The sequence below is a fragment of the Leclercia sp. UBA2479 genome, from assembly GCF_002341985.1.
GTDB classification, from domain to species: Bacteria; Pseudomonadota; Gammaproteobacteria; order Enterobacterales; family Enterobacteriaceae; genus Enterobacter; species Enterobacter pneumoniae.
The window spans coordinates 554,031-572,815 of the sequence record NZ_DDPB01000006.1 but is presented as its reverse complement, the minus strand read 5'-3'; the positions used below and the strand labels follow the sequence as shown (position 1 = coordinate 572,815).

The window sequence follows — 18,785 nt, the reverse complement described above, 5'->3', positions numbered from 1 at the left end:
AGTGAAACCAGCAAAGCAAAACGCCGTCAGCAAAGCCATAAAGGCCTTCTGGACGGCGTTTTATCAGATTACGTCAGAAATCAGAACTGCATCAGTTCCGCTTCTTTGTCTGCCAGCGCCGCATCGACTTTTTTGATAGCAGCGTCAGTCAGCTTCTGAACATCGTCCTGAGAACGACGATCATCATCTTCACTGATCTCTTTTTCTTTCAGCAGGGCTTTCACTTTGTCGTTTGCATCACGACGTACGTTACGTACGGCGACACGCGCGCCTTCAGCTTCACCACGAACAACTTTGATCAGCTCTTTACGACGCTCTTCCGTCAGCGGAGGCAGCGGAACGCGGATATCAGTACCCGCAGAGCTTGGGTTCAGACCCAGGTCGGAGGCCATGATCGCTTTCTCAACGGCTGGACCCATAGAACGATCGAAGACGTTGATTTTCAGCGTACGGGTATCTTCTACCGTGACGCTCGCCAGCTGGCGCAGCGGAGTTGGCGTACCGTAGTATTCAACAACAATGCCATCCAGCAGGCTTGGGGAAGCACGACCGGTGCGCACTTTGCTGATTTGGTTTTTGAACGCTTCTACGCATTTGTCCATGCGCACTTCAGCATCTTTTCTGATATCGCTAATCACGTTACGGATCCTTGAAAACTTGTCTCAGGCAGACTATCCGCCAGCACGGCCTCACGGGCTGTGCTAAGTATAGTCGCGTTTAAATCATGACAGCGCCAAAGGCGCGTCCAGGTGAGAATTCACTACAAAGTAAAGCGGAATCTTACCTGTATTTGTCGCCGACGGAAATTATTCCGTGATCAAAGTGCCTTCTTTTTCGCCCATCACGACGCGACGCAGCGCGCCAGGCTTGTTCATGTTGAAGACACGAATCGGCAGTTTGTGGTCACGAGCCAGCGTGAAGGCGGCAAGATCCATTACTTTCAGCTCTTTATCCAGCACTTCGCTGTAAGTCAGCTGATCGTACATGGTAGCTGAAGGATCTTTTGCCGGATCGGCAGTAAACACGCCATCCACTTTGGTGGCTTTCAGCACCACATCGGCTTCGATTTCGATACCGCGCAGGCAGGCCGCGGAATCGGTAGTAAAGAACGGATTACCGGTACCGGCGGAGAGGATCACCACACGGTTGTTACGCAGCAGGCTAATCGCTTCTGCCCAGCTGTAATTGTCGCACACGCCATTCAGCGGAATCGCGGACATCAGGCGCGCGTTCACATAGGCACGGTGCAGAGCGTCACGCATGGCCAGACCATTCATCACGGTAGCCAGCATTCCCATATGGTCGCCCACAACGCGGTTCATCCCCGCTTTCGCCAGACCAGCACCACGGAAAAGGTTACCACCGCCAATGACCACGCCAACCTGGATACCCAGTTCGACCAGTTCTTTGATTTCCTGTGCCATGCGGTCAAGGATGCTTGCGTCAATACCGAAGCCTTCTGATCCCTGCAGCGCTTCGCCACTCAGCTTAAGCAGAATGCGTTTGTACACGGGTTTTGCATTGGTAGCCATGTTTCTTTCCTGAGACTGTCAACGATTAAGATGGGGGTTAATTCTGGCGACATGTTAAGCCGCAAACCAGAACAGCGATACTAGAGCCAGTCTGATTTTATATGACGGGTGACAAAAAGAAGCCGCCCTCAGGCGGCTTCTTTTCGCTGATTAAGACTGCTTGGACATTGCAGCAACTTCTGCTGCGAAGTCAGTCTCAACTTTCTCAATGCCTTCGCCCACTTCGAAGCGGATGAAGCCAGTTACGTCAGCGTTGTGCTCTTTCAGCAGCTGAGCAACAGACTTGCTTGGGTCCATTACGAAAGGCTGACCAGTCAGAGAAACTTCGCCGGTGAATTTCTTCATGCGGCCTTCAACCATTTTCTCTGCGATCTCTTTTGGCTTACCAGACTGCATCGCGATGTCCAGCTGAACCTGGTACTCTTTCTCTACCACTTCAGCAGACACGTCTTCTGGCTTAACGAATTCTGGTTTGCTTGCAGCGATGTGCATTGCCAGCTGTTTAACCAGCTCTTCGTCAGCGCCTGTAGCCGCAACCAGAACACCGATACGTGCGCCGTGCTGGTAAGAACCCAGTACTTCGCCTTCCAGAGAAGAAACGCGACGGATGTTGATGTTCTCACCGATTTTAGCAACCAGCGCAACACGCTCTTCTTCGAACTGAGCTTTCAGCACTTCAACGTCAGTGATTTTGCCAGCAACAGCTGCGTCCAGTACTTTGTTCGCAAATGCCTGGAAACCGCCATCTTTAGCAACGAAGTCAGTCTGGCAGTTAACTTCCAGAATGATGCCGTAGGTGCCGTCGATTTTGGTGATGATCACGCCGTCAGCAGCAACGTTGCCTGCTTTTTTAGCTGCTTTGATCGCACCGGATTTACGCATGTTTTCGATTGCCAGCTCGATGTCGCCGTTCGCTTCAGTCAGCGCTTTTTTGCAATCCATCATGCCTGCGCCAGTACGCTCACGCAGCTCTTTTACCAGGGATGCGGTAATTTCAGCCATTCTTAAATCCTCGGGAGATGTGAACTGCCCGGCCGGAGGCCAAACAGTATAAATTGAAAAAAGGGGCCGGTAATGGGCCCCTATTCATACACGGTACTAATAAGGGGTAAAACCTTATTATTCAGCTTCTACGAAGCTTTCTTCCGCCTGAGAAGCCAGATCCTGGGAACGGCCTTCACGAACGGTAGTAGCTACAGCGCTCAGGTACAGGCTAACAGCACGGATTGCGTCGTCGTTACCCGGGATAACGAAGTCAACACCGTCCGGATCGGAGTTGGTATCAACGATAGCGAATACCGGGATACCCAGGTTGTTAGCTTCTTTGATTGCGATGTGCTCGTGGTCTGCATCGATTACGAACAGCGCGTCTGGCAGGCCGCCCATATCTTTGATACCGCCCAGGCTGTTTTCCAGCTTGTCCAGTTCACGAGTGCGCATCAGCGCTTCTTTCTTAGTCAGCTTGTCGAAAGTACCGTCCTGAGACTGAGTTTCCAGATCTTTCAGGCGTTTGATTGACTGACGAACGGTTTTCCAGTTGGTCAGCATGCCGCCCAACCAGCGATGGTTCACGAAGAACTGGTCGCAGCTGTTAGCAGCATCTTTCACAGCTTCGCTTGCAGCGCGCTTAGTACCAACGAACAGAATCTTACCTTTACGGGAAGCAATCTTGTTCAGCTCAGCCAGGGCTTCGTTGAACATTGGTACAGTTTTCTCAAGGTTGATGATGTGAACTTTGTTACGTGCGCCGAAGATGAAAGGCTTCATTTTCGGGTTCCAGTAACGGGTCTGGTGACCGAAGTGAACACCAGCCTTGAGCATGTCGCGCATGGAAACAGTTGCCATGTTTAAAACCTCTATATTAAAAGTTGGGGTTATGCCTCCACGTATCCCATATTACCGACCCCAAAGGGCACCCCGGAATATGTGCCGATACGTGTGTGTTATTACACAAAGTGAGATTTGTCGCTTCCGTCCACCCTGTGTATCTGAGATGGATCGGAAGTCCGGCGCGCTTTATACCACAAAACGCCACCAGAAACCAACTGTTGTTGGCCGTGCGTGCTGCTTCTGATTCTCAATTTGGCAGGCAGTACGCCTGACTGATACCATTGACAGCACTCAGACTAGTATTGTCGAAAAAATCGACACCGATGGACAGATTACATGGCTATCTCTATTAAGACACCTGAAGAAATTGAAAAGATGCGCGTTGCCGGTCGTCTGGCCGCCGAAGTGCTGGAAATGATCGAGCCGTTCGTCAAACCGGGCGTGAGCACCGGCGAACTGGACCGTATCTGTAATGATTATATCGTGAACGAGCAGCACGCGGTCTCCGCCTGCCTCGGCTACCACGGTTTCCCGAAATCCGTCTGCATCTCTATTAATGAAGTGGTGTGCCACGGTATTCCGGACGACGAAAAACTGCTGAAAGATGGCGACATCGTCAATATCGATGTGACCGTGATTAAAGACGAGTACCACGGTGACACCTCAAAAATGTTCATCGTCGGTAAGCCGACGATTCAGGGCGAACGCCTGTGCCGTATTACCCAGGAGAGCCTCTACCTGGCGCTGAAAATGGTGAAGCCTGGTATTCGCCTGCGCACTATCGGTGCGGCCATTCAGAAATTCGTTGAAGCGGAAGGTTTCTCTGTGGTTCGCGAGTATTGCGGTCACGGTATTGGCCGCGTCTTCCACGAAGAGCCGCAGGTGCTGCATTACGATGCTGACGACGGCGGCGTGGTGCTGCAAAAAGGGATGACGTTTACCATTGAGCCGATGGTTAACGCCGGTGACTACCGTATCCGCACCATGAAAGATGGCTGGACGGTGAAAACCAAAGACAGAAGCTTGTCTGCGCAGTACGAGCATACTATTGTGGTGACAGATAACGGCTGCGAAATAATGACGTTACGCAAGGATGACACCATCCCGGCGATACTCTCGCACAACGAATGATAAGAAGCCGGCAAATGCCGGCTTTTTTAATGGCTATCATATTTTCTTATGGATGGCGCGCTATGAGTAACCTTTTACCCGAACAGTATGCCAACACGGCACTCCCCACCCTGCCCGGCCAGCCGGATAACCCCGGCGTCTGGCCGAAGACAGATCTCACCTGTGCCGACATTAAAGCGCATATCGACACATTCCAGCACTGGCTGGGTGAAGCATTCGACAGCGGGATCTCTGCCGAATCACTCATCGAAGCGCGCACTGAATTTATTGATCAGCTGTTACAGCGCCTGTGGATTGATTATGGCTTTGGCCAAATTAGCGACGTGGCGCTGGTTGCGGTGGGCGGTTATGGCCGCGGCGAATTGCACCCCCTGTCGGATATCGACCTGTTAATCCTGAGCCGTAAAAAGCTGCCCGACGATCAGGCGCAAAAAATTGGTGAGCTGTTAACGCTGCTGTGGGACGTGAAGCTGGAAGTGGGCCACAGCGTGCGCACCCTGGAAGAGTGTCTGCTCGAGGGCTTAGCGGATCTTACCGTCGCCACCAACCTGATTGAGACTCGCCTCCTGATCGGCGACGTCGCGCTATTTCTGGAGCTGCAAAAGCACATTTTCAGCGACGGATTCTGGCCTTCAGAAAAATTCTTTGCCGCCAAGGTCGACGAACAGCAGGTACGTCACCAGCGTTATCACGGCACCAGTTATAACCTGGAGCCGGATATTAAAAGCAGCCCCGGCGGCCTGCGCGATATCCACACCCTGCAATGGGTCGCTCGTCGCCATTTCGGGGCCACCTCGCTCGATGAGATGGTCGGCTTTGGTTTTTTAACTCCCGCCGAACGTATTGAGCTGAATGAGTGTCTGCACCTGCTTTGGCGTATCCGCTTCGCGCTGCATCTGGAAATCACACGCTACGATAACCGCCTGCTGTTCGACAGGCAGCTTAGCGTCGCGCAGCGCCTGAACTATAGCGGCGAAGGGAACGAGCCGGTAGAACAGATGATGAAAGACTTCTACCGCGTCACCCGTCGCGTCACCGAGCTGAATCAAATGCTGCTCCAGTTGTTTGATGAAGCCATTCTGGCGCTCACCGCCGATGAAAAACCGCGCCCCATTGACGACGATTTCCAGTTGCGCGGCACGCTTATCGACCTGCGCGACGAAACGCTTTTTATCCGTGAGCCAGAAGCGATCCTGCGGATGTTTTATACCATGGTGCGTAACAGCACGATTACCGGGATCTACTCTACGACTCTGCGCCATCTGCGCCACGCTCGGCGTCACCTTCGCCAGCCGCTGTGCTACATCCCGGAAGCCCGCTCACTGTTTCTTAGCATGCTTCGCCATCCGGGTGCCGTGAAACGCGGGCTACTGCCCATGCACCGCCACAGCGTGCTCTGGGCCTATATGCCCCAGTGGTCACATATTGTCGGGCAGATGCAGTTCGATCTTTTTCATGCCTACACCGTGGATGAACACACCATTCGCGTATTGCTGAAGCTGGAAAGCTTCGCCCGGGAAGAGACCCGGAGCCAGCATCCGCTCTGCGTAGAGCTCTGGCCGCGCCTGAACCATCCGGAACTGATCCTTATTGCCGCCCTGTTCCATGATATTGCCAAAGGCCGGGGCGGAGACCACTCCGTGCTGGGTGCGCAGGACATACTGAAATTCGCCGAGCTTCACGGACTTAATTCACGCGAAACGCAGCTGGTCGCCTGGCTGGTTCGTCATCACCTGTTGATGTCGGTTACCGCGCAACGGCGAGATATCCAGGATCCGGAGGTGATCAAGCAATTTGCCGAAGAGGTACAGACTGAGAATCGTCTGCGCTTCCTGGTGTGCCTGACGGTAGCTGATATCTGCGCTACCAACGAATCCTTATGGAATAGCTGGAAGCAGAGTTTGCTCCGCGAGCTCTACTTTGCCACGGAGAAACAGCTACGACGCGGGATGCAGAATACGCCAGACATGCGTGAACGCGTGCGCCACCATCAGCTACAGGCGTTGGCGTTATTGCGCATGGAGAGTATTAATGAAGAGGCGCTGCACCAGATCTGGGCGCGCTGTCGCGCTAATTACTTTGTGCGTCATACGCCAAATCAGCTGGCATGGCACGCGCGACATCTGTTGAAGCACGACCTCACCAAACCGCTCATTCTGCTTAGCCCACAGGCCACGCGCGGCGGAACGGAGATCTTTATCTGGAGCCCGGACAGGCCTTACCTGTTCGCTGCGGTCTGTGCCGAGCTGGACAGACGTAATTTGAGCGTGCACGACGCACAGATTTTTACCACCCGCGACGGTATGGCGATGGACACCTTTATCGTGCTGGAGCCGGACGGCAGCCCGCTGGCGTCAGACCGCCACGAGCCGATCCGCTTCGGACTGGAACAGGCGATCACCCAGAGCAGTTGGCAGCCGCCGCAGCCGCGTCGCCAGCCGGCAAAACTGCGTCACTTTACCGTGGACACCGAGGTTAATTTCCTGCCAACCCATACCGATCGCAAATCCTTTATGGAGCTCATTGCGCTGGATCAGCCAGGGCTGTTGGCACGGGTCGGGCAGATCTTTGCCGACCTCGGTATTTCGCTCCACGGTGCCAGAATTACGACAATCGGTGAGCGAGTAGAAGATTTATTTATAATCGCCACCGCCGACCGGCGTGGCCTTAATAATGACCTGCAACTTGAAGTGCAACAACGGTTGACAGCAGCCCTCAATCCAAACGATAAAGGGTGACGTGTTTTTTAGTGAAATGGAAAGAGTAAACAATGCAGCAGTTACAGAACGTTATTGAGTCCGCCTTTGAGCGTCGCGCCGAGATAACTCCGGCAAATGTGGATACCGTAACCCGCGAAGCGGTTAACCAGGTGATTTCTTTGCTGGATTCCGGCGCGCTGCGTGTGGCAGAAAAAATCGACGGTCAGTGGGTCACTCACCAGTGGCTGAAGAAAGCCGTGCTGCTCTCTTTCCGTATCAACGACAACCAGGTTATTGACGGCGCAGAAAGCCGCTACTTCGATAAAGTCCCGATGAAATTCGCCGATTACGACGAAGCGCGCTTCCAGAAAGAGGGTTTCCGCGTAGTGCCGCCAGCCGCTGTTCGCCAGGGCGCCTTTATCGCACGTAACACTGTGCTGATGCCGTCCTATGTGAACATCGGTGCGTACGTTGACGAAGGCACCATGGTTGATACCTGGGCGACCGTGGGCTCTTGCGCCCAGATCGGTAAAAACGTTCACCTTTCTGGTGGCGTAGGCATCGGTGGCGTTCTGGAGCCGCTGCAGGCTAACCCAACCATCATCGAAGATAACTGCTTCATCGGCGCACGCTCAGAAGTGGTTGAAGGCGTGATCGTTGAAGAAGGCTCGGTGATCTCCATGGGCGTTTACATCGGCCAGAGCACCCGTATTTACGATCGTGAAACCGGCGAAGTGCACTACGGCCGTGTACCAGCGGGCTCCGTAGTGGTCTCCGGCAACCTGCCTTCGAAAGATGGCAAATACAGCCTGTACTGCGCGGTGATTGTGAAGAAAGTCGATGCGAAAACTCGTGGCAAAGTCGGCATCAACGAACTGCTGCGTACCATCGATTAATCAGGTATAACAAAAAGCGGGGGCTACCCCGCTTTTTTTGTATCTGCTGGTGGCGAGAATAGATTTTTTCGTTAATTATTCATAGGTTATGTTGAGATCAAGGGTACCGCTATGTACGATAATCTAAAAAGTCTGGGCATTACCAATCCTGATGAAATTGATCGTTACAGCCTCCGGCAGGAAGCCAACAACGATATCCTGAAAATCTATTTCCACAAGGATAAGGGCGAGTTCTTCGCCAAGAGCGTGAAGTTCAAATACCCACGTCAACGTAAAACCGTTGTGGCGGATGGCGTTGGTCAGGGTTACAAAGAAGTGCAGGAGATCAGCCCGAATCTGCGCTATGTGATCGATGAACTCGATCAGATTTGCCAGCGCGATCGCACCGAAGTCGATCTCAAGCGTAAGATCCTCGACGATCTTCGCCATCTGGAGAGCGTGGTCACCAACAAGATCAGTGAAATCGAAGCGGATCTTGAGAAGCTGACCCGTAATAAATAATACCGGGTGCGGTCAAACCTTTAAAACGGCAACCTGGTTGCCGTTTTGCTTTGCGTTATCTCTGCTCATCCAGCTGCAATGCCACATACAGCAACAGTCTGTCGTCAAAATTCCCCAGGTCCAGCCCCGTCAGCTCCGAGATACGGTTAAGACGATACTCCAGCGTATTACGGTGAATAAACAACGCCCGCGAAGTCGCCAGCGGTTGCACGTTGTGACGGAACCATGCCTGTAACGTACGGCGCAAAAGCCCATTGTTATCCATCGCCTTCAGACGCGTCAGCGGGCGGGCCAGTTCATTTGCCTGCCAGCCCCCGCGCAGACTGTCGAGCAGTACCGGTAGCATCAAATCCTGATAGAAATAGCTGCGGCTCTCGGGCATCCGCTGTTTCCCAACCATCATGGTAGTCCGTGCAGTACGCCAGGAGCGGGCAATGCTGCCCGGGCCGGTGAAGTAGTTCCCCAGCGCCACGCGAAAACGCAGTTGCCCGTTCTCTTTCATACGGGCAATAAGCTGCTCAACACGACGACGATGATCTTCGGCATCCCAGCGTCCAAACTGATTGAGCGCCGGTTTTAACACCACCATCTCCGTTAACGAAACAATCGCGACGAGGTTGTTGCGTTCTGGCGTCGCCAGCGCGTTTTGTAGTTGCTGCAGTTCAACCATGGCACTGTCTACGCCCAGCTGACCGCTGTCGACCTCAATCACCGCGACCACGCGCGGTTGATTCAGATCGATACCCAGACGCTGGGCCCATTCGGTTAGCGCCGGGGTGTGTTCTTCAGCCTGAATCAGGTTCATCACCAGTTCTTCACGCAGACGACTATCCTGAGCCAGCAGGTGCATCAGGCGGGATTGTTCCAGCATCATCTCGGCGGTCATGCACACCAGCTCGCCATACTTGCGCAATGACTCTGGCTCGCCGGTCAGCCCGATAACGCCAACAATTTCGCCTTCCAGACGCAGCGGCAGGTTAATACCCTGTCGCACGCCGTGCAGATGGCGGGCCACCGCATCGTCGATGTCCACCACGCGCCCCTGAGAAAGCACCAGCAGTGCGCCTTCGTGCATTTCCCCAATACGCTCACGATCGCCGCTGCCTATGATCCGCCCGCGGGCATCCATAACGTTGATGTTCGTATCAATAATGCGCATCGTTCGTGCCACGATATCCTGCGCCATTTTGGTATCAAGATGCCAGCCAGCCATGTCGTCCTCCTCTGAGCAGAGCTCAAGCATAGGGAAGTTCAACCGGGGCTGCATTGTGCGAATGCACAAAAACGGGGGGAGATGTATGGACTTGTGGAAAGGGTCACAGAAAGAGGAAAAGCCCCTGCATCACCGGACGCAGGGGCTTTGGAGATTACTGCATTAACAAATAGAGAGAAGTGTCGCCACGCTGGATATTCAGCGCCAGCACCGAAGGCTTGCTGTCGAGAATTTTGCGCAACTCAGCGATGTTTTTCACAGGCTGCTGATTAGCGCCCATAATCACGTCACCTTTCTTCAGGCCAATGCGCGCAGCCGGAGAGTTGGCTTTCACGTTACTCACCACCACGCCTTTATCTTGCCCTTTATTGCTCATCTCAGCGCCTTCGATGCCGCTGAAGATAGAGCTGGAATCGACCTGGCTCTGGCTGCTCTGCTGCAGTTCCAGGGTCACGTTGACTGGCTTACCTTCACGCAGCAGGCCCAGCGAGACTTTGCTGCCAACTGGCATAGAGCCCACTTCCGCACGCAGCGCGGCAAAGCTGCTTACTGGCTTGCCGTTCAGGGTGGTAATAACGTCACCCGCTTTAATACCGGCTTTCGCAGCGGAAGAGTTCGGCATCACCTGGCTGACAAAGGCACCGCGCTGAGCATCGACTTTCATCGCTTTCGCCAGTTCCGAGTTCAGCTCAGTCCCCATAATCCCCAGTTCGCCGCGTTTCACCTGGCCAAACTCAACCATCTGACTGGTCAGGTTTTTAACCATGTTGCTCGGAATAGCAAAGCCGATACCGATATTGCCGCCGTCCGGGGCCAGAATCGCGGTGTTGATACCGATCAGTTCACCATTCAGATTGACCAGCGCACCGCCGGAGTTACCGCGGTTAATCGCCGCATCGGTCTGGATGAAGTTTTCATAGTTTTCTGCATTGAGGCCGCTACGACCCAGCGCGGAGACAATACCGGAGGTGACTGTCTCGCCAAGGCCGAACGGGTTACCGATGGCTACCGTATAGTCACCCACCCGCAGAGCATCGGAATCGGCAAGCTTAATCGCGGTCAGGTTTTTCGGATCCTGAATCTGGATCAGGGCGATATCGGAGCGCGGATCTTTACCCACCACTTTGGCGTCAAACTTACGGCCATCGCTCATCTGCACTTTAATGCTGTTGGCGTTATCCACCACGTGGTTGTTCGTCACGACGTAGCCTTTAGCCGCATCGATGATGACACCGGAACCCAGTGCCATGAATTTTTGCTGCGGCGCTGCGCCGTCACCGCCGCCCTGACCGCCCTGGCAGAATGGCGAACTCTGGAACGGCGAACCGTCCTGACAGAACGGCGAGTTGTCGCCGAAGAATTGCTGGAAGTTACGCGGCATACGCGGGGTGTTTACCGCGGTGCTGCCTTCAACATTAATGCTCACCACCGATGGCATCACCTTTTCCAGCATCGGTGCCAGGCTTGGCATCTGCTGGGCGGTGGTTGCCGAAGCGGTCTCTGCAGCTGATGCAGAAAGTGGAGACAACGCCAATCCTAAACTCAACGCTAATGCACTCATTGCTAATGTGGTTTTTTTCATCTTTCTCAATCTCGATTTGCCAGTAACGCACAATTGCTGTGTACATGAGATTCGTTTTATAGCGCGAAGTTCCAGTATTACGATCTCAGGAAAAGTAAAAATTTATTGTCCATCTTTACAAAACTCACGCTTTATTCAACCGCCATTAAACGGCGGTACTCATCCCAGGCATATAGGTCTGTCATGCCGCTGATATAATCCTGAATCAGGCGACAACGATAATAGTATTCATATACTGGCCAGTCTAACGCCTGTCGATCATATTTCCCGACGGCCTCAATGTAGGCCAGCCGATGGCGGGTGGAGAGTTTCTGAAATAAACGTGATTCAATAGGTAAACGTCGCACCCGCTCTTTTTCTACCAGCTCGCTAAACTCATCAGTCGATAATTGCAATAAGGGACGATAGATCTCCAGCAAACCGCTGATAACGCGGTATCCCTGTAATTCGAGCTGTTCAACATCCGGGTGACTAAAAACGTGGCGAAGCGCAACATTCTTATATAAATCAAGCAACTGACTAAAATCACTGCCATCTTCAAGTAGAGCCTGATTAAAGTCACCGCGATAAATCATCGGCAAATTATCAATAAAGCGGTTTGCCGCATAGGGCACCAGCTTATTAAGTGTATTGACGCGCAAATACATAAAGAACTGATCTTCAGCGCTGCGCCGCAGGGAATTCGCGCGCGATTTCTCCCAGGCGTTTTCTACAACCTGAGAAAATAGCGATCCTTTTTCATGCGTCCCCCAGGCGTCATAAAGATGCTGATAAAGCTCCTCTACGCTAAAGATTCTTTTTTCAACCGCATCCTCCAGGTCGGCCACGCAGTAGGAGATATCGTCCGCAGCCTCCATAATCCAGGTCAATGGAAAACGGCCATGAGGCGTCAGCGACAACTCTTTACGCAACCGTTCGATATAGGCCTCTTCCGAGAGGTAATAGCCAGGCTTTTTCATCAAATAATGATGGCTGGCAGGAGGTTCCCCTTGCCACCAGGCCGGACGCGTATATTTTAAAATACAGCCCACCTGGGCCCAGGTGAGGTTCATGCGCATCAGAGAGTGCACCAGGCGTATCCCCTGCGCGTTACCCTCAAAATGACAGAGATCCTGGCGTACCTTGCGCCGCAGTTCATTCAGCGCCTCTTCGCCCTCCCGCAGGCGCAGGTCGCGCACAATACAGCGATCCTCGCTCAGCGGTTGGCTGGCGGCATCCGACGGGAACAAACGCTGGCGGAACCAGTCGTTGATAGCGGCCTCACCAAAATGGCCAAACGGCGGGTTACCGATATCGTGCATCAGACAGGCCATCTCAACGATGCTTTCGAACGGCCCCGTCAGTTCATCCAGACCGTAGGCCTCCAGCAGACGCTGCTCTTTGAGGCGGCTTAACACCTCTTTCGCGATGTAGCGGCCAACCTGCTGGACCTCCATCGAATGGGTGAGACGCGTACGCACGGCAGCGTTACGTTCGAGGGGAAAAACCTGCGTTTTTTGTTGCAGTCGGCGGATTGCCGCTGAGTTGATAATGCGCCCGCGATCGCTTTCGAAGATCCGCAGGATCTCATGTTCGCTTTTATGACCTTGCGGCGAGCGGTAACGCCGGTGCCAGTTAATTTTGTTGCGAAAATCGATATGTGACATGTGCTCTCCCGCGCGGAAAATGCGTTTCCCCTGAAGCGCATGATAGACTATGCCTCTAATCATGGCACATCGCGAGTAAATCTATGAAAATCGGTATTATTGGAGCAATGGAAGAAGAAGTTACGCTGCTGCGTGACAAAATTGAGAACCGTCAGACCCTCACCCTGGGCGGCTGCGAGATCTATACCGGCCTGCTGAACGGAACTGAAGTTGCTCTGCTGAAATCCGGTATTGGTAAAGTGGCGGCCGCGCTGGGCACAACGCTGCTGTTAGAGTGCTGCAAGCCGGACGTGATTATCAATACTGGCTCCGCTGGCGGCCTGGCGCCGACTCTGAAAGTGGGCGATATCGTCGTCTCTGATGAAGCGCGTTATCACGATGCCGACGTCACCGCCTTTGGTTACGAGCTGGGTCAACTCCCTGGCTGCCCGGCAGGCTTCAAGGCCGATGAGAAGCTGGTTACCGCAGCAGAAAACTGCATCGCTGAGCTGAACCTGAACGCGGTACGTGGCCTGATTGTCAGCGGCGATGCCTTCATCAACGGCTCCGTCTCACTGGCGAAGATCCGCCATAACTTCCCACAGGCGATTGCCGTGGAGATGGAAGCGACCGCTATTGCCCATGTTTGTCATAACTTTAAAATGCCGTTTGTGGTGGTTCGCGCCATCTCCGACGTGGCCGATCAGCAATCTCACCTGAGTTTCGATGAGTTCCTCGTCGTGGCGGCTAAGCAGTCCAGCCTGATGGTTGAGACCCTGGTGCAGAAACTGGCGCGTGGTTAAGTCGCTTTACAGGGCGCTGTTCACCCTGCTTCTGCTCACACCGGCGTGGCTGAATGCTGCGCCGCGTGTTATTACCCTCTCCCCTGCCAATACCGAGCTGGCCTTTGCCGCTGGCATCACGCCGGTTGGCGTGAGTAGCTATTCCGACTATCCGCCCGCCGCGAAAACTATCGAGCAGGTTGCCACCTGGCAGGGGATGAACGTCGAACGCATTGTGGCGCTAAAACCGGATCTGGTGCTGGCCTGGCGCGGAGGGAATGCCGAGAGGCAGATCAATCAACTCTCCTCCCTGGGCATTAAGGTCGTCTGGGTTGACGCCATCAATATCGAACAGGTCGCGCAAGCGATTCGCGATCTCGCCCCCTACAGTCCAGCGCCGCAAAAAGCGGAACGCGCAGCCCAACAACTGCTGGATGACTATCAGGCGTTAAAAGCGAAATACAACACGCCATCGCGCAAACGCGTCTTCTTACAGTTCGGCAGCCAGCCCCTGTTTACCACGGGTGCCGGATCACTGCAGCACCAGGTTCTGGAGCTGTGTGGCGGGGAGAATATCTTCGCTGAAAGCCGGGTGCCCTGGCCGCAGGTGAGCCGCGAACAGGTGTTGATGCGCCATCCTCAGGCGATTGTCGTTGCCGGCGGGGCAGGCGAAATTCCCAAAATCGAGCAATACTGGCATAGCCAGCTAAAAATACCCGTGATTCCACTCACCAGCGACTGGTTTGAGCGTGCAGGCCCGCGTATTATCCTCGCCGCAAAACAACTCTGTTCTGCGCTGCCGCAGAGTCATTAATCACTTTCGGGGATTTAACGATGCTCGTTTACTGGCTGGATATTCTCGGTACAGCCGTTTTTGCGATTTCCGGCGTTCTGCTGGCCGGTAAATTACGCATGGACCCGTTTGGCGTTCTGGTGTTAGGGGTGGTTACAGCCGTGGGCGGTGGCACTATCCGCGATATGGCGCTCGATCATGGTCCGGTATTCTGGGTGAAAGATCCTACCGATCTGGTCGTAGCGATGGTTACCTGCCTGCTTACCATCGTACTGGTGCGTCAGCCGCGACGTCTACCGAAGTGGATTCTCCCCGTGCTGGATGCCGTGGGGCTGGCGGTCTTCGTCGGCATTGGCGTGAACAAAGCCTTTATGGCAGGAACCGGTCCGATGGTCGCTATCTGCATGGGTGTATTGACCGGAGTCGGTGGCGGGATTATTCGCGATATTCTGGCCCGCGAGGTGCCCATGATTTTGCGCACTGAAATTTACGCCACAGCCTGTATCGTTGGCGGCATCGTTCATGCCACCGCCTGGTATACCTTCGGCATGCCGCTTGAAAGCGCTGCCATGCTAGGGATGGTGGTCACCTTGACCATTCGTCTGGCGGCTATTCGCTGGCACCTGAAGCTACCTACTTTTGCGCTGGACGAAAACGGGCGCTGAAAAGCAAAACGGCAACCCTGAGGTTGCCGTTTTTGTCTTCTGCACCGTGCAATTTTAGATGCTGAAGGAGGAGCCGCACCCGCAGGTGCTCTTGGCGTTCGGGTTAGTTACCACGAAACGGGAGCCTTCCAGGCCTTCGGTGTAGTCCACCGCACCACCCACCAGATATTGCAGGCTCATCGGGTCGACCACCAGGGCCACGCCCTGCTTCTCAATGGTCATATCGCCATCGTTAATCTGATCGTCAAAGGTAAATCCATACTGGAAGCCGCTACAACCGCCACCGGTAATATAAACACGCAATTTCAGCGCCGGGTTATCTTCATCGGCGATCAGGTCTTTTACTTTTTTAGCTGCTGCTTCAGTAAATTGCAGCGGCAGCGCGATGTCATCACTCATTTTATGCTCCCATGAATACTGCTATCGGGTTAAAAATCACCCAATTCTTGTTGTCATTATCTAATACCCTGGTATAGCAATCAAGTATTCTGCTCTGCCTCTTGCTTCGCCAGTGTGCGCGCAAGAATGGTGGAGTATAGCGGTTTACCGCCCAGGAATTGGGCTAATAGTGTCGCGCCGAGGCAGGTAATGATCATTGGCAAAATGAGCTGATAGTTGTCGGTCATCTCCAGCACCAGCACAATGCCGGTCAGAGGTGCGCGTAAAGAGGCCGCCAGCAACGCCCCCATTCCGGCAATGGCAAAGGTCCCGGCATCAAGATGATACGCCGGAAATCCAGCCGCAGCGGCCATGCCAAAGGCGGTACCCAACAGCGTGCCCAGCGCCAGCATGGGCGCAAAAATTCCGCCAGGCGCGCCTGACGAAAAACATAACACCGTGGTAACGACGCGGGAGAGAAACATAAACAGCAGCAGGCCGATGCTGAAATTACCGGCGGCCGCAATCGGGATTAAGCCAAAACCGCCACCTGCAGCATTCGGTTCGATAAACCCCAGGATACCGCATATCCCCCCGAGCAGGCCGCCAACCAGCACCCATTTGGTAGTGTTTCCGCCATGGATACGCTGGAACATATCCTGCGCCCGCAATATCAGCGTATTAAAAAGCGGCCCGACGATGCCAAAAATCATCCCCAACACCAGATAGAGCCACAGCGTATTCACCGGCGCGTTGGTCAGCTTGCCCACCTCTATCACCGCCCCTTCGCCATTGAAGATACGAAAGACGATGCTCGACATAATCACGCCGGTAAATACTGCCTTAATGGAGATCAGGTTGTAACGAAACTGGGCGCGCATCTCTTCAATGATAAATAAGATGCCTGCCAGCGGCGCATTAAACGCGGCGCTAAGGCCTGCCGCAGCCCCGGTAGCCAACAGGGTATGACGTGCTTCCGGGCTACGCATGCGAAAAATATCACCCACCATGCGCCCCACGTTCCCGCCCAGTTGAACCGTGGGCCCTTCTCGCCCAAGCACCATACCGGCACCGAGCGTTCCCATACCGCCGATAAACTTGACGGGCAGTATGCGCCACCAGCGCACCGGGCGCAGCTCTTCGAGCGCGCCTTCAATCTCCGGAATGCCCGACCCCCCCGCTTCAGGGGCAAACTTACGCACCAGGAAATAACCTGTCGCCGCCAGGAGCGCGGACAGCCCAAAGGCCAGGCCCCACACCAGCCAGCTGCGATCGGCATAGCTTGCAACGGTGCCAATACGCCAGTTCAGCACTATGTTGACCGCTTTTTCGAAAGCGACGCCAACGAACCCTGCCAGGGTTCCCACCACCGCAGCGGCAAGCAGGATCGCCAAAGGCGTTTTATCACGGTTAAGCAAGCGGCGTATGCTGATACGCTGCCGGGCACGTGCCAGCTGCTGTTGTTCAAAAGAGGGAGTATCTGTTTTCATGGTCTGTTCTTATTGATCATACAAATAGCCGGAGGGATTCTACCAGACGTATCCCGTCTGGCCTGCAAAAGTGCTGAATAAAATCGCAAATGAATGTGGCTAAAATGTTCACCCCAATCATTCGGGCGGCCGGGCAAAAAATGCAGGGACGAGCCGGGTAGTCAGGCCAACGCACAAGCAACTTGAGGTATCACGGGTATATAACCTTCTGCGAATCACTTAGAATAGTGTGCTTAATCATTTTATACGAACCAGGAACGACGCCATGAGCAAGTCAGAAACGCTTTACAGCGCTGCCCGCGAACTTATCCCGGGTGGTGTTAACTCCCCAGTACGCGCTTTTACCGGCGTAGGCGGTACGCCGCTGTTTATTGAACGTGCGGACGGCGCATACCTGTACGATGTGGATGGTAAAGCCTATATCGACTACGTCGGCTCGTGGGGCCCGATGGTGCTGGGACACAACCACCCGACCATTCGCAACGCGGTGATTGAAGCTGCGCAGCGCGGCTTAAGCTTCGGCGCCCCGACCGAAATGGAGGTCAAAATGGCCGCCCTGGTCACCGAGCTGGTTCCGACCATGGATATGGTGCGTATGGTGAACTCTGGTACCGAAGCGACCATGAGCGCAATCCGCCTGGCGCGTGGCTTTACTGGTCGCGACAAGATCATCAAATTTGAAGGTTGTTACCACGGCCACGCTGACTGCCTGCTGGTCAAAGCCGGTTCCGGTGCCCTGACTCTCGGTCAGCCGAACTCGCCGGGCGTTCCGGCGGATTTCGCGAAGCATACCCTGACCTGCACCTATAACGATCTCGACTCCGTGCGCGCGGCCTTTGAGCAATACCCGCAGGAGATCGCCTGTATCATCGTAGAGCCTGTTGCCGGCAATATGAACTGCATTCCACCGCAGCCTGAATTCCTGCCTGGCCTGCGTGCCCTGTGCGACGAGTTTAATGCCCTGCTGATCATCGATGAAGTCATGACCGGTTTCCGTGTCGCATTAGCGGGTGCCCAGTCTTACTACAACGTGGTGCCAGACCTGACCTGCCTCGGTAAAATCATCGGCGGCGGTATGCCGGTAGGGGCCTTTGGTGGCCGTAAAGAGGTGATGGATGCGCTGGCGCCTACCGGGCCGGTCTACCAGGCGGGCACGCTTTCCGGCAACCCGATTGCGATGGCGGCGGGCTTTGCCTGCCTGACCGAAGTGGCCCAGCCGGGGGTTCATGAGACCCTGAGCGACCTGACCACGCAGTTGGCAAACGGCCTGCTGGAAGCGGCACAAGAAGCCGGTATCCCGCTGGTGGTAAACCATGTTGGCGGCATGTTCGGCCTCTTCTTTACCGATGCCGCAACCGTGACCTGCTATCAGGATGTTGTGAAGTGCGATGTGGAGCGTTTCAAACGTTTCTTCCACCTGATGCTGGAAGAGGGTGTCTACCTGGCGCCGTCGGCGTTTGAGGCGGGCTTTATGTCAGTTGCGCATAGCGTTGAGGATATCAATAACACCATTGATGCCGCGCGCAGAGTGTTCGCGAAGCTCTAAGGGCCTGATGCCCTCACCCTGGCCCTCTCCCACGGGGAGAGGGTACAAATACTAAAAACGGCAACCTCTGGTTGCCGTTTTGCTTTTACCCGGTGCGGTCTGGTGCCCTCACCCTGACCCTC

17 protein-coding genes are annotated in these 18,785 nt (G+C 54.4%); 8 read left to right on the top strand and 9 right to left on the bottom strand.

Going from position 1 to position 18,785, the window contains the following annotated elements:
• Positions 1-80: 80 nt before the first annotated feature.
• The 4 genes from frr to rpsB form a co-directional block, all read right to left on the bottom strand.
• A complete protein-coding gene (gene frr / locus B3B59_RS07580) occupies positions 81-638 on the bottom strand; it encodes a ribosome recycling factor (RefSeq protein ID WP_040077093.1) in 558 nt (185 codons plus the stop codon).
• A 168-nt stretch (positions 639-806) separates the two neighbouring features.
• The gene (pyrH, locus tag B3B59_RS07575; protein ID WP_004098747.1) at positions 807-1,532 is read right to left on the bottom strand and encodes a UMP kinase; all 726 of its coding nucleotides are present in this window, start codon (positions 1,530-1,532) and stop codon (positions 807-809) included.
• Between the two features lie 150 nt (positions 1,533-1,682).
• The gene (gene tsf, locus B3B59_RS07570; RefSeq protein ID WP_040077095.1) at positions 1,683-2,534 is read right to left on the bottom strand and encodes a translation elongation factor Ts; all 852 of its coding nucleotides are present in this window, start codon (positions 2,532-2,534) and stop codon (positions 1,683-1,685) included.
• A 117-nt stretch (positions 2,535-2,651) separates the two neighbouring features.
• Positions 2,652-3,377 (bottom strand): 30S ribosomal protein S2, encoded by a 726-nt coding sequence (gene rpsB, locus B3B59_RS07565; protein ID WP_040077096.1) that lies wholly within the window; start codon positions 3,375-3,377, stop codon positions 2,652-2,654.
• Between the two features lie 321 nt (positions 3,378-3,698).
• Between rpsB and map the strand changes: the two genes are divergently transcribed.
• The 4 genes from map (at position 3,699) to B3B59_RS07545 (ending at position 8,589) form a co-directional block, all read left to right on the top strand.
• Positions 3,699-4,493, top strand: coding sequence for a type I methionyl aminopeptidase (gene map, locus B3B59_RS07560; protein WP_040077097.1), 795 nt, complete (start codon positions 3,699-3,701; stop codon positions 4,491-4,493).
• 62 nt (positions 4,494-4,555) lie between these two features.
• Entirely contained in the window at positions 4,556-7,231 is a 2,676-nt protein-coding gene (gene glnD / locus B3B59_RS07555; protein WP_207293027.1) for a bifunctional uridylyltransferase/uridylyl-removing protein GlnD, read from the top strand.
• Between the two features lie 32 nt (positions 7,232-7,263).
• Positions 7,264-8,088, top strand: a complete 825-nt coding sequence (gene dapD / locus B3B59_RS07550; protein WP_008501915.1) for a 2,3,4,5-tetrahydropyridine-2,6-dicarboxylate N-succinyltransferase — start codon at positions 7,264-7,266, stop codon at positions 8,086-8,088.
• A 111-nt stretch (positions 8,089-8,199) separates the two neighbouring features.
• Complete coding sequence (locus tag B3B59_RS07545) at positions 8,200-8,589, top strand: DUF3461 family protein (protein ID WP_008501916.1); 390 nt, start codon at positions 8,200-8,202, stop codon at positions 8,587-8,589.
• Between the two features lie 55 nt (positions 8,590-8,644).
• Here B3B59_RS07545 and cdaR read toward each other — a convergent pair whose 3' ends face one another.
• The 3 genes from cdaR to dgt form a co-directional block, all read right to left on the bottom strand.
• Positions 8,645-9,802: a DNA-binding transcriptional regulator CdaR gene (gene cdaR / locus B3B59_RS07540; protein WP_286808559.1), complete on the bottom strand. Its 1,158-nt coding sequence runs from the start codon at positions 9,800-9,802 to the stop codon at positions 8,645-8,647.
• A gap of 154 nt (positions 9,803-9,956) precedes the next feature.
• Positions 9,957-11,384, bottom strand: coding sequence for a serine endoprotease DegP (gene degP / locus B3B59_RS07535; RefSeq protein ID WP_040077099.1), 1,428 nt, complete (start codon positions 11,382-11,384; stop codon positions 9,957-9,959).
• 131 nt (positions 11,385-11,515) lie between these two features.
• Positions 11,516-13,030, bottom strand: a complete 1,515-nt coding sequence (gene dgt, locus B3B59_RS07530) for a dGTPase (protein WP_046884953.1) — start codon at positions 13,028-13,030, stop codon at positions 11,516-11,518.
• Positions 13,031-13,113: 83 nt separating this feature from the next.
• Here dgt and mtnN point away from each other — a divergent pair, with 83 nt between their 5' ends.
• From mtnN to B3B59_RS07515, 3 genes are read left to right on the top strand one after another with little or no spacing between them, the layout of a single operon-like run.
• Positions 13,114-13,812 carry a 5'-methylthioadenosine/S-adenosylhomocysteine nucleosidase gene (mtnN, locus tag B3B59_RS07525; protein WP_286808558.1) on the top strand — a complete coding sequence of 233 codons (699 nt, stop codon included), beginning with the start codon at positions 13,114-13,116 and terminating at the stop codon, positions 13,810-13,812.
• Entirely contained in the window at positions 13,805-14,605 is an 801-nt protein-coding gene (gene btuF / locus B3B59_RS07520; protein ID WP_286808557.1) for a vitamin B12 ABC transporter substrate-binding protein BtuF, read from the top strand. The genes mtnN and btuF overlap by 8 nt, the downstream gene beginning before the upstream one ends.
• Positions 14,606-14,625: 20 nt before the next feature.
• Positions 14,626-15,249, top strand: coding sequence for a TRIC cation channel family protein (locus tag B3B59_RS07515; protein WP_040077103.1), 624 nt, complete (start codon positions 14,626-14,628; stop codon positions 15,247-15,249).
• A gap of 54 nt (positions 15,250-15,303) precedes the next feature.
• Here the strand turns inward: B3B59_RS07515 and erpA are convergent, their stop codons facing one another.
• Together erpA and clcA are read right to left on the bottom strand one after the other, a co-directional pair.
• Positions 15,304-15,648 carry an iron-sulfur cluster insertion protein ErpA gene (erpA, locus tag B3B59_RS07510; protein ID WP_040077104.1) on the bottom strand — a complete coding sequence of 115 codons (345 nt, stop codon included), beginning with the start codon at positions 15,646-15,648 and terminating at the stop codon, positions 15,304-15,306.
• An 80-nt stretch (positions 15,649-15,728) separates the two neighbouring features.
• Positions 15,729-17,117, bottom strand: coding sequence for a H(+)/Cl(-) exchange transporter ClcA (gene clcA, locus B3B59_RS07505; RefSeq protein ID WP_286808555.1), 1,389 nt, complete (start codon positions 17,115-17,117; stop codon positions 15,729-15,731).
• 265 nt (positions 17,118-17,382) lie between these two features.
• On the opposite strand from clcA, the gene hemL reads away from it, so the two are divergent.
• Positions 17,383-18,663: a glutamate-1-semialdehyde 2,1-aminomutase gene (hemL, locus tag B3B59_RS07500; protein WP_040077106.1), complete on the top strand. Its 1,281-nt coding sequence runs from the start codon at positions 17,383-17,385 to the stop codon at positions 18,661-18,663.
• The last annotated feature ends 122 nt before the right edge of the window (positions 18,664-18,785 follow it).

Excerpts from the sequence above, each read along its gene's own strand:
- pyrH (WP_004098747.1), bottom strand. The coding sequence starts at position 1,532 with ATGGCTACCAATGCAAAACCCGTGTACAAACGCATTCTGCTTAAGCTG.
- tsf (WP_040077095.1), bottom strand. The coding sequence starts at position 2,534 with ATGGCTGAAATTACCGCATCCCTGGTAAAAGAGCTGCGTGAGCGTACT.
- rpsB (WP_040077096.1), bottom strand. The coding sequence starts at position 3,377 with ATGGCAACTGTTTCCATGCGCGACATGCTCAAGGCTGGTGTTCACTTC.
- map (WP_040077097.1), top strand. The coding sequence starts at position 3,699 with ATGGCTATCTCTATTAAGACACCTGAAGAAATTGAAAAGATGCGCGTT.
- glnD (WP_207293027.1), top strand. The coding sequence starts at position 4,556 with ATGAGTAACCTTTTACCCGAACAGTATGCCAACACGGCACTCCCCACC.
- dapD (WP_008501915.1), top strand. The coding sequence starts at position 7,264 with ATGCAGCAGTTACAGAACGTTATTGAGTCCGCCTTTGAGCGTCGCGCC.
- B3B59_RS07545 (WP_008501916.1), top strand. The coding sequence starts at position 8,200 with ATGTACGATAATCTAAAAAGTCTGGGCATTACCAATCCTGATGAAATT.
- cdaR (WP_286808559.1), bottom strand. The coding sequence starts at position 9,802 with ATGGCTGGCTGGCATCTTGATACCAAAATGGCGCAGGATATCGTGGCA.
- degP (WP_040077099.1), bottom strand. The coding sequence starts at position 11,384 with ATGAAAAAAACCACATTAGCAATGAGTGCATTAGCGTTGAGTTTAGGA.
- dgt (WP_046884953.1), bottom strand. The coding sequence starts at position 13,030 with ATGTCACATATCGATTTTCGCAACAAAATTAACTGGCACCGGCGTTAC.
- mtnN (WP_286808558.1), top strand. The coding sequence starts at position 13,114 with ATGAAAATCGGTATTATTGGAGCAATGGAAGAAGAAGTTACGCTGCTG.
- B3B59_RS07515 (WP_040077103.1), top strand. The coding sequence starts at position 14,626 with ATGCTCGTTTACTGGCTGGATATTCTCGGTACAGCCGTTTTTGCGATT.
- erpA (WP_040077104.1), bottom strand. The coding sequence starts at position 15,648 with ATGAGTGATGACATCGCGCTGCCGCTGCAATTTACTGAAGCAGCAGCT.
- clcA (WP_286808555.1), bottom strand. The coding sequence starts at position 17,117 with ATGAAAACAGATACTCCCTCTTTTGAACAACAGCAGCTGGCACGTGCC.
- hemL (WP_040077106.1), top strand. The coding sequence starts at position 17,383 with ATGAGCAAGTCAGAAACGCTTTACAGCGCTGCCCGCGAACTTATCCCG.